General features: G+C 50.4%; 10 protein-coding genes. 6 read left to right on the plus strand and 4 right to left on the minus strand.

Annotated elements, in window-relative coordinates; translation table 11 throughout:
- Window positions 1–50 precede the first annotated feature (50 nt).
- Genes JW878_09945 through JW878_09960 form a run of 4 tightly spaced genes read left to right on the plus strand, consistent with a single transcriptional unit; the run spans window position 51 to window position 2,524 of the window.
- The gene (locus tag JW878_09945) at window positions 51–446 is read left to right on the plus strand and encodes a methanogenesis marker protein 6 (GenBank protein MBN1763374.1); all 396 of its coding nucleotides are present in this window, start codon (window positions 51–53) and stop codon (window positions 444–446) included.
- Window positions 439–744: a hypothetical protein gene (locus JW878_09950; GenBank protein MBN1763375.1), complete on the plus strand. Its 306-nt coding sequence runs from the start codon at window positions 439–441 to the stop codon at window positions 742–744. The genes JW878_09945 and JW878_09950 overlap by 8 nt, the downstream gene beginning before the upstream one ends.
- Window positions 737–1,936: a bifunctional 5,6,7,8-tetrahydromethanopterin hydro-lyase/3-hexulose-6-phosphate synthase gene (locus JW878_09955; protein MBN1763376.1), complete on the plus strand. Its 1,200-nt coding sequence runs from the start codon at window positions 737–739 to the stop codon at window positions 1,934–1,936. Before JW878_09950 ends, JW878_09955 begins: the two co-directional genes overlap by 8 nt.
- Window positions 1,937–1,996: 60 nt before the next feature.
- Window positions 1,997–2,524, plus strand: a complete 528-nt coding sequence (locus JW878_09960; GenBank protein MBN1763377.1) for a hypothetical protein — start codon at window positions 1,997–1,999, stop codon at window positions 2,522–2,524.
- A gap of 72 nt (window positions 2,525–2,596) precedes the next feature.
- Here JW878_09960 and JW878_09965 read toward each other — a convergent pair whose 3' ends face one another.
- Complete coding sequence (locus tag JW878_09965; protein ID MBN1763378.1) at window positions 2,597–3,241, minus strand: V-type ATP synthase subunit D; 645 nt, start codon at window positions 3,239–3,241, stop codon at window positions 2,597–2,599.
- 136 nt (window positions 3,242–3,377) lie between these two features.
- Window positions 3,378–3,968 (minus strand): 50S ribosomal protein L6, encoded by a 591-nt coding sequence (locus JW878_09970; protein MBN1763379.1) that lies wholly within the window; start codon window positions 3,966–3,968, stop codon window positions 3,378–3,380.
- A 109-nt stretch (window positions 3,969–4,077) separates the two neighbouring features.
- Here JW878_09970 and hisD point away from each other — a divergent pair, with 109 nt between their 5' ends.
- Together hisD and JW878_09980 are read left to right on the plus strand one after the other, a co-directional pair.
- The gene (gene hisD / locus JW878_09975; protein ID MBN1763380.1) at window positions 4,078–5,334 is read left to right on the plus strand and encodes a histidinol dehydrogenase; all 1,257 of its coding nucleotides are present in this window, start codon (window positions 4,078–4,080) and stop codon (window positions 5,332–5,334) included.
- A gap of 272 nt (window positions 5,335–5,606) precedes the next feature.
- Window positions 5,607–6,743 (plus strand): pyridoxal phosphate-dependent aminotransferase, encoded by a 1,137-nt coding sequence (locus tag JW878_09980; protein MBN1763381.1) that lies wholly within the window; start codon window positions 5,607–5,609, stop codon window positions 6,741–6,743.
- Between the two features lie 148 nt (window positions 6,744–6,891).
- Here the strand turns inward: JW878_09980 and JW878_09985 are convergent, their stop codons facing one another.
- Together JW878_09985 and JW878_09990 are read right to left on the minus strand one after the other, a co-directional pair.
- A complete protein-coding gene (locus JW878_09985) occupies window positions 6,892–9,252 on the minus strand; it encodes a lamin tail domain-containing protein (GenBank protein MBN1763382.1) in 2,361 nt (786 codons plus the stop codon).
- 69 nt (window positions 9,253–9,321) lie between these two features.
- Window positions 9,322–10,584: a hypothetical protein gene (locus JW878_09990; protein MBN1763383.1), complete on the minus strand. Its 1,263-nt coding sequence runs from the start codon at window positions 10,582–10,584 to the stop codon at window positions 9,322–9,324.
- Window positions 10,585–10,787: the final 203 nt, after the last annotated feature.

The raw sequence follows: 10,787 nt of genomic DNA on the forward strand, positions 1-10,787 counted from the left end.
CGCTTGGTCAAGGGAAGAGTAGGTACAAAGGTGAACAAAGAGGAAGAAAGATGAAGATCGAGACGAGGGTGATTTTGATCGCGCCGGATTCTGAGATAACGCCCGGACAGTTGAAGAGCAAGATCCTGTCGATCCTCAGTGAGGATACAAGCCTGACCGACACCGGTGTCCGGGTAAAAGAGACCTGTTACGGCGCGTTACTGGAAGGCGAAGCAACGAGGGTACGTGAGATCGCGGAAGAGGTGAGGAAGATGGATCCGAACGGAATCTTTTCAAAGCCGCGCGGGTTCCCTATCGGAGACGCACGAATCTGTAGAGCAACGAGGAAAGGCGGCCCCCGGCCCGGTTTCCATCAATTAGAGCTTGAATATCAACTGCTTCCTAAAGTGCGGGTAGCATTGAACAAAATAGGAAAAAAGAACAAAATCGGTGGTCAAAGTGAGTGAAGAAGAAGGCAACGAAGAGGAACTTAACGACGAGGAGAGCGTGTTTCATAAGAAACTGAAGATAAAATTAAAGGAGAAGGGAAAGGAAGGGAGGATAACGTTGCTTAAGGATTATCTGGATTATCTGATACGGGCGAATAAAACCCTTCCTCCAGATTTTCCCACGTTTGTACGGGAGATTATGGGTTTGGATGAGCGGGGCGGGTTTCTCCACATACGGATATGGCACGAGAACAGCGAGCTGGTCAATTTCGCGACGGCACGGGGTTACGAGTACAAAATAGATATCTATGATTAACGAGGAGGAGTTCCTGGTGGGCGAGGCTCTTATGGGAGAAGAGCCAGAAATAGCGCATATTGATCTGATTATAGGCAGTAAGAGATCTGCTGTGGGCGCAGCATTTGCCTCTGCGCTTGCCCAGCCTCGACAAGCACACACGCCGATCCTTGGCGTCATCCGACCTAATCTTCCGACCAAACCAGCGACGCTGATCGTACCGAAGGTGAGCATACGAAACCTCGCAGATGCGGAGAAGATGTTTGGACCTGCTCAAAGTGCAGTTGCCAAGGCCGTTGCGGACGCAGTGGAAGAAGGCATTATACCGAAAGCGCAGGTGGAAGACCTCGTGGTTATCGTTTCCGTCTTCATCCATCCCCGAGGCAAGGATTATCAGCGGATCTATCGATACAACTATGCCGCGACAAAGCTCGCACTCTCACGAGCGATTCAGAAGTTCCCGGATATCGATAAAGTTTTAGAAGAGAAAGATAAATCAATACATGCTATGATAGGATTCAGGATAAATAATCTTAAAAAACCGCCCTATCTGGAGGTTGCACTGGACATTCCAGACTGGAGGCGGGTAGAAGGGATTATCAGGGCCTTACCCAGAAGTGACGCAATCATAATCGAGGCGGGCACACCGCTCATCAAGCGGTATGGCGTTGAAGTGGTGCAGAAGATCCATCAGTTGAGGCCCGAGACGGTTGTGCTTGCTGATCTCAAGACATTGGACACGGGCAACTTAGAAGCGCGGATGGCTGGCGATGCAACCGCCGACGTGATCGCGTTTTCGGGATTAGCGCCCGTGAAAACGATGGAGAAGTTTATCGATGAGTGCAAGAAAGTTGGCGCGCTCTCGCTGATGGACACACTGAACGTGCAAGACCCGGTGGCGGTACTCGAGAAGCTCACGGTGAAGCCGAACATTGTGGAATTGCATCGAGCAATCGATGTGGAACAGGCACAGGAGAGTGCATGGGGCGATATCGGTGAGATACGCCGCGTGTGTGGGAACAACGTACTCGTTGCGGTCGCCGGCGGCATACGTGTGGACAAGGTAGAAAAAGCTCTTGAATCCGGGGCGGATATTCTCGTGGTTGGTCGCGCGATTACCGCGGCAAAGGATGTGAACGGAGCAGCGCGAGCGTTCCTGCAGCGGATGGGTGTCGAAGAGGTGGATCAGTTCAGGGTTATGACTGATTTTTAGAAAGAACAGATGAGTTCTCTCGACGCCGTAAATGATCGATTATCGTTTGCCTGGAGACGGTTGAAAGACCTAGAAGAGTTAACAAGAGATGGTGAAGATCTTGGAGGAGCTGATCCTAAAGAAAGACAGCAGTTGATCCAGGAGTTCTTCTTCCACTTATTGGGTGCTACGGAGTTCCTTGCACAGGTAGTCAATACTTCAAAGAGTCTCGGAATCGATACGGAGAAAGTGACAATAAACCGAGTTTGTGTTGAGCTGAATAAAAAAGACCCAAATGATCCAATAAAGACCATATTAGAGAACCTGCATCCACCAACTTCTAGACAGCCGTTACCTTCAGATCCGTATTCCGAAGAGGGTTGTCACTATAGGATTGTGGTATATAGGAACCGAGTTTGTCACCATGGAAATAACCCCTTTTGTTTTACGGTTTCTTGTGGCTCACCAAGTGAGGACCCCTCAACTAGTTTACTCCTTGATCCTAGGGATGAAACTCATGATGCCTCGAAAGAATCTGCTATTTCTGAACTAAATCGTTTTTATGAATTAGTTGATGAAAAATGTCAGCAAGTTCTGGCAATGCTCTAAACGATCGCATAATCTAGTCGAAGGATGTCCAGAATTCAGTACGAGTAAAGAGGTTAGTTCTTGATTTAGAAATTAGTCCTTCCTTTCCAGCACCATCTTGATCTTCTTCAAGCGCGTGAAATTCTCGCGTTCCATCTCTTCCAATCGCATCTGGATGTATTTCCGCGTCGTTTTCAAGCGCGGGATCATGACGTATTCAAGCGCATTGACACGCCGTTTCGTCTTCTCCACCTCGCCTGCAAGATTCCGCACCGCTTCCTCGAGCTCCGCGAGCTTGATTATCTTCTCCAACGCCTCTTCGAAACTGCGCGCACATTTGTCCACCGCGGCAGAGGAATCCACAAAGCCGTAGCCGCGATCCGTAACGTTCCGCGCTAACTCGCTCTTCAATTCCAAGATGGGCACACTCACGCCCATAATACTTCGTGACGAAAACTCCAGTGAGATCTCCTGCGGCGTCATCAGCGATAATTGCCGCACTTCATCCACGCCTAACCGCGCCTGTGCGAGTATCAAATAATTAAAAGCCTCCTGTAACTTCTCTTCCGCTTCCTTCCGGGCACCCCGTACCTCGCCCACGACATCCAGGAACTCAGCAATCAGCGCATCCCGCTTCTCTCGTAGCAAATCGTGCCCCTTCTCCGCTAATTTCACCCTTCTACGCAGGTACAACAATTCCATCCTCGTGGGGCTTACCCCTTCTATTATCTCCGGCATACTCCACTCACTCTACCACTAAGATATAATACGAGCAGGTATTAGTATTTAATTTCTATTCTATTCTACTCCGCGACGAGCGAGGCGAGAGACACGCAGATTCGGTTTAATCCTGTTGGACAGGGAACTACCAAAGCTATGTACCCATACCAACGCCTTTCTCCACCAAATAGATACCATCCTGAAAGACGCGCGGGTCATACCCTCTTATCCTCGTCGTCTGCTCTATGTCTGCCGCAGTCTGCCCCACCGCCTCCTTGTTAATGCCGGAAACCACGATCTCTCTGCCTTTCAGTTCCACTTTCACGCCTTCCACAATCTTCGCCATCCGCGGCTTCCGTTCACCCAAGAAGTTCGAGACGGAAAGGGCGTCGCCCTCCTTTGTCAGCGCGATCTGCATGGGAAAATGCGCGTGTACAACCGCCAACTTATAGAAAAAGCCTTCCGTCACACCGGTAATCATATTCCTAATGTGTGATGCGTACGTCCCCACAATGGCTTGCATCTTCTTCCTTGACGTGCCACAGTGTATAACAACCGCGTTGCCCTCATCAGCCTTTTGCTCTATTTGGAACCGCACGCCGGGGTACCACAATTCTCGCTCTATCGCCCCTTTCGGGCCTTCCACCTTAATAACCGCCTTTCCCGTTAGCGTGACAGTCACCCCTTCAGGAATCGGTACAGTAACGCTAATACCTTCGTCCGTATCTTCCGTCGAATCGGTCATCTTTAATTACCACCACTTCGTTTTTTATTTAGTTCAGAGTCGAATAGGATAGAATAGATAAAGCACCTATATAAATTTTAAACGCTTCTTGTACGTCGTTGAACGGAAAATGATAAGAGCGATAAAGGAAGTGCGTGAGAGCAAGGAATTGCACAGTCGCATATTCGACTTAGCGGCTGTTATGCCACTTGCAAAGGAGATAATCGCTACGGTGAAGAGCCGCGGGGATGCGGCACTGTTGGACTATACCGAAACGTTCGACCGCGTAACCCTGACAGAGATAGAAGTGAAGCCGGACGAACTCGAAGCCGCAAAAGAGCGCGTCGATGACGAGATGGTACGGTGTATCGAAGAGGCGGCAACGGCGATACAAAATTTCCATTACCGGCAGAAGAAGCGCGCATGGTTAGAGGAATTTAAAGAGGGCCTCTTCCTCGGTGAGATGTACGTGCCGTTTGACGTGGTCGGCGCGTATGTCCCGGGCTCGTATTTCAGCAGCGCGTTAATGTGCGTAATTCCCGCGAAGATCGCCGGCGTACGTGAGATTGTGGTTTGCACACCTCCGGGAAAGGACGGGAACGCAGATCCGCTAACGTTGGTAGCTGCGAAGATCGCCGGTGCGACGAAGATCTGTAAGGTTGGCGGCGCTCAGGCGATTGCCGCGCTCGCTTTTGGTACTGAAACGATTCCGAAGGTGCAGAAGATAGTGGGACCCGGGAACGTGTACGTAACCGCAGCAAAGATGGCCGCACGCGAAGAAGGTGTTGAAATTGATTTCCCCGCGGGGCCGTCGGAGGTGTTGATCATCGCCGACGAAACGGCGAACCCTTCGTTTATTGCCTCGGATATGCGTGCACAAGCGGAGCACGGCGAGAAGTCACAGGCAGTTCTTCTTACAGACTCCGCACGCTTGGCTGCAGACGTGGAGCGCGAAATCGCCGCGGATACCGCCGACGAAACGCGCAGCAGATCGCAATATTGGATAATGGTCGGTGCGAGCATGGAAGAGTGCATCGAATTTTCAAACGAGTATGCACCAGAGCATCTAGAACTAATAGTGCGGACGCCAATGGACGTTCTGAAGCGCATCAAGAATGCAGGATCTGTGTTCATCGGCAATTATGCGCCAGTAGCGGCCGGTGATTACGCAACCGGTGCGAATCATGTGCTGCCAACTGCAGGCTACGCGAAGCTCTTCTCCGGGCTTGACGTCGACCACTTTATGCATCGAATCACCTTACAATGGCTGGATAAGGGCGGTTTAGAGAAGATAAAGGACGTCATCGTGCGGTCGTGCAGGGCAGAAGGCATGGAAGCGCATGCACGGTCGATAGAGGAGCGGTTTTTGCCGGATTCCTCTATCTGACTAAATGTTACGCCGAATCCACTTTGGCCAGTCGTCTTCTGATGTTGATCGAATAACACGGCACCAGCTATTTTAGTGCGCACGTTTACTTGGAGGGTGTCTCCGATCGGGAGGGTAACAAAGTCACACCAAACCAAGCCAAGCCAAGTCAAGTCAAGTCAAGTCACGCAACGCCACGCAGTAAAGTATAAGTTGATGAAATTATTTAAACCTGATAAGCGCGTGTCTTTACGGCGTGATGGATGGACAGATAGATGGATGGTGTAAGATGCATGCTATCAAAAAGAGTGGATAGAATAGCGGAATCAGCAACGATAAAAATGGGGCAGTTAGCAGAGCAATTACGGGCGGAGGGGAAGGCGGTACTGAACTTCACCCTCGGTGAGCCTGACTTCAGAACCCCGGAGCACATATCTGACGCAGCGAAGCAGGCCATGGACCTTGGCTACACGCACTATACGAGCAGCGCAGGCATCACCGAGTTACGGGAAGAGATCGCGAAGAAGATACGCGAGGAGAACAAGGTCGAGGCGAGCGTAGAGAAGGTAATCGTAACGCCGGGCGGCAAACAGGCGATTTATGAAGTGATGATGAGCCTTTTGGATGAGGGCAATGAGGTGCTCTTGCTCGACCCGAGCTGGGTTACCTTTGAAGCCGCGGTGAAACTGGCAGGCGGGCAGCCACGCTGGGTGAAGCGGTTAGAAGAAGCGTTGACATACGAAGCGCTGGGATCCGCAATATCGGACAAAACGAAACTGCTGGTGATAAACAGTCCAAACAATCCCGCGGGATATGTTCTTAGCGATCACGAATTGAAAGTGGTCGCCGACTTCGCGGTCGAGCACAACCTACTCGTGCTCTCTGACGAGATCTACGAGAAGATCCTCTATGGACGAAGGCATACGAGCATCGCTTCGCTTGGCGACATGCAGGAGCGAACAATAATCATCAACGGCTTCTCGAAGACGTATGCCATGACTGGCTGGCGAATCGGGTATGCTGTTGCGCCCCCTGAGATACTGAAAGGGATGCTGAAGATCCAACAGCATTCGGTAAGCTGTGCATCGTCCATATCGCAATATGCCGCGTTAGCTGCGCTTCGCGGGTCGCAAGATTGCGTGGCTGAAATGGTCACGGAGTTCAAACGGCGCAGGGAGGTAATTGTGAAGCGGCTGAACGCTATGGGGCTGCACTGCGTCAACCCCGAAGGCGCTTTTTATGCGTTTGTTAATACCTCAGATCATGGCGACGATGTGGCGTTCACTGAGCGGTTGCTACAAGAGGCGTATATCGTTGTTACACCGGGCTCGGCATTCGGAAGCGCAGGTAAAGATTACGTGCGGTTCTCATTCGCAGCGTCTATGGAAGACATCGTAGAAGGGTTGGATCGAATCGAAAAGATGATCTGACAATAGATACTTCTCGAAACGTAAGGAAAGCCACCTCACTCAGACAGTGAAGTTATTGTAACCTACAAACAGAAAAAGAATAAAAAAAAAATAACAGAAAAGGGGAGAGAAAAAAAAGGCCCCTTTTTACTTTTTACGTTTTGTGCTTTTACTGCTTCCTTCTCAGTACCAAGTACGCCACTGCGAACAGTCCTGCAATTGCGAACACTGCTCCGAAACCTGGCTCTTCAGGCGTTGGGGTTGGTGTTGCTGTTGCTGCTGGCGTTGTCACAGGCGTTGGTGCTGCGGTTGGTGCTGCGGTTGGTGCTGCGGTTGGTGCTGCGGTTGGTGTTGCTGATGGTTTGCCGCACGCCGCACAGTTCGGATCAGGATCACACGGATCTTCTGGGTCGCTGCCCTGCAGCCACTCCACTATGTCAGAGTAGCCGTCGCCATCGGTGTCGAGTGCTGGTCCTCCGGAAACCCCTCCCACGGGACCCGATTTTTTATTAACCGTGGTTGTCACCGTAACACTGGCAGTCTTGTTTGCATCACCCTGCGACGTTGCATTTACTGTTGTCGCGAAGATTCCTGCAGCGCCACCGGTCACGGTTAATGTAACATCCTTGGTTTCAGCCGCCGCTAACGTCACTTCTGGATTTATACTCAGCGTTCCCGGTCCTGACACTATTGTTAGATTAATTGTATCCTCGGTATTTCCCGTATTCTCCACCGTTAAGGTGTACGTTACCGTCTGCCCTTCCGTGATAATCGCTGTGGTCTTATCTGGTGTGAGCGTAACGCCGTACTGTTTCGCCACAACCGTGGTCGTCACCGTAACACTGGCGGTCTGCTCTGAGGCCTGTGACGTTGCATTCACCGTTGTCACATAATTGGTAACATCGGTACCATTAACAGACAACGTAACCATCTTACTCTCACCCACTGCTACAGCCACTTCCGGATTGATACTCAGCGTTCCCGGTCCTGACACTATTGTTATGTTGATTGTGTCATTTACGTTCCCCGTGTTCGTCACCGTTAAGGTGTATGTTGCCGTCTCACCTTGCACAATCGTCTTCGCGTTCTCATCAACGGTGAACTCGAAGCCGTAGACCTCGGGAACGGTATATTGTGCCGTATCATTTGCCGTATTACCAGCCTTATCGGTCACCACTACTTCCACATCGTGCGTTCCCGGTAAGAATTCGGCCTTTATCGTTCCATTCCACGGACTGTTCTGCTTCGTCAGTTGCTGGCCATTTGCCGTCACCATTGCGACACCACTCAATGCATCCGTGGCATTAACGGTTACAAGTATGTCTCCCTTTGGATCGGGCGTGGTTGGATCAAGGTCCACAGCAATAATCTGTGGATTGACAATGTCTTTCCTCACGGTCAAATTCTTCGTTGTCTCAACATTTGGCGTCTCGTTCTTGTCCACCGAGTAGTACCAGATCGTCGTCTCGTCCTCTGCAGCTACCGTCACCTTGAAAGTCTGCTCGGTGATATCCGAAACCAGCCCTGCATCCGGACCGACAGCGGTTGTGTTGTTTACCGTTGTCCACGCTCCTTCGCCCGACGTCGTCGAGAAGTTAGTGTAAGCAACGCCGCTAGCATCAGTGCGAAGAAAGGATAGCATCACCGGCGAATTTGTCCAGTTCAATTGATGCTCCGTCGGTATTGGACTCGGCTCACCAGGCAAATTAGGCGCGGTCACCGCTGTTGTCGGTGCTGTAGTGTCGATCGGGCATGCATTCTCGGCATCCGGTGTTGGCGTGTCCATCTTCGTGAAGTCTGCCGCGTCATCATCGGTGTCAACACCGTTCGGACATCGGCCCGTTGATTTACCCGCGTCCGGTGCCGGCGCATTGCCAGAAGTACCATATCCGACCTGATCGATAATCCCACCGCTATCGTTCTTCAGTATGATGATATCGCCGCCATTATTCAGCCACCCACTTGCAATGCTATAAACCGCGTAATCGCCTACTGCGATGGTTCCCAACGCTGTGAGTGATTTGCTGTTACCAACCTCATCCTCCAGTGTCCACCCGGTCAGATCAACCGCCTCTGCGCCTTTGTTGTACAGCTCTACCCATTCCGTGGTGTTGTCCGCGACGAACTCGTTTATCACGACCACAGGTGCCGCTGGCGGTGCTTGGAGGGTCATAGTAGGCGCTTCATCCGCACCGACGCCTGATATCGTTACAGATACAGGTCCTGCGGTGTAGCCATCACCCGTGTCGATTACCATTACGTATAGCACATCATCGACCGTAGCCGCATAACCTGCGATTAACTCAGCATCAACTACATATTTGTTGGCCTGATATTGACCTATCGTAGCCGTCGTACTGTTAGTTTCGTCTATGTAATATAAAAGTACCGTATGTCCATCTGCCGGTGTGCTATCCGCCGCATCGTTAACCGTTCCACCAATCCAATACGATGCTAATGCTTCTCCTGTCAGTAGTGCCAGAAAGGCCACTGCAAGAACCAGTACAAAAACAGTTCTCTTCTTTATCATTTTTTTCTATTTTTCACCTCCTTTATGTTTCATTACATCGTTACTCCTCTGGTAATTTTGTGCCCACGATCAAACAGGCACCCATATAGTAGTTGAATCAACCCATACTTCATAGCCTTCTCCTGGCACGATATCAAAGTCATCCCCTATTCCACCAAACATCGAAAGCCAACCTTCTGAGGTTTGGTTATCTGGGTCCCATCGGTTCACCGTGGTGCAGCTGCCTCCTATTGCCGCCATCAATGACGATGCATTAGCCATCGTTGTATCGTATGGTAGTCCAATCCAGTTCCTGCCGGTGCTGCCCGCCTTTTTGATGAGATCGATTTGACCAATATCCACAGGTTCGCCAGTCAGGTTAAACGTTGTATCTGCGTCAACCCATACCTCATAGCCTTCTCCTGGCACGATATCAAAGTCATCCCCTATTCCACCAAACATCGAAAGCCAACCTTCTGAGGTTTGGTTATCCGGGTTCCATCGGTTCACCGTGGTGCAGCTGCCTCCTATTGCCGCCATCAATGACGATGCATTGGTTATCTCGTTGGTAAGCGGTATGCTAATCCAATTCCTGCCGGTGCTGCCCGCCTTTTTGACGAGTATGTAGTCGAGCGTGACAGCTTGTTCCTCTGTAACCGTAAGAGGGATACTTATCGACGTATTAGAACTGCCCTTGGTATCGGTGGCGTTCACGGTAAGGCTGAAATTCCCAATCACACTTGCGTTTGTCGTGCAATTGTAAACAGTTGTATCTGCCGTAAGATTAGTCATTGCGTACATCGTAAACCGATACGTCGAACCATTCATTGGTACCCACATTCCCCCGATTGGGGTGAGATTGATAGTAACGGTGTCAATATCGAAATATGTCGTGGTCACCCTCACCCGTAATTCGGTAAATTCGGTATTGACAACTATCTCTCCTGGAATTGCCTCGGGATCCGAGACGATCGGTGGTGGTGGGATCTGAAGAGTCATATCCGGCGCTTCATCCGCACCGACGCCTGATATCGTTACAGATACAGGTCCTGCAGTGTAGCCATCGCCCGTGTCTATTACTTTTACATATAGCACGTCATCAACCTGTGCCGCATAACCGGGAATTAGTTCAGCATCAATCACATATTTATTAGGTAGGGTTTGACCAATCGTGCCTTGTACGCCATTACCTTCGTCTCCAAGCAGATATACAAGCGCGGTATGCCCGTCTGCTGGTGTACCATCTGTCGCATTGTGAACGGTCCCACCAATCCAATATGATGCTTCCGCTCCTCCAGTTAGTGCTACAAAAGCCGCTACTAAGACCAGTGCAAAAACAATTTTCTTTTTCATCTTTCTTCTTTGTGTTACCTCCTATTCTTTATTATATTCTCCCCTCACTTATCTTCTTTCTCATATATCATTCCTCACTTCTCTTGATGTGTTATATGGCATTCAAACTGGTACCCACGTCGTATTTGCGCTGACCCATATTTCGTAGCCTTCTCCTGCCACTACATCGAAGTTCGTTCCCGTGCCACCAAACAGCGAAACCC

The organism is Methanomicrobia archaeon, from assembly GCA_016930255.1.
Taxonomy (GTDB): domain Archaea; phylum Halobacteriota; class Syntropharchaeia; order Alkanophagales; family Methanospirareceae; genus JACGMN01.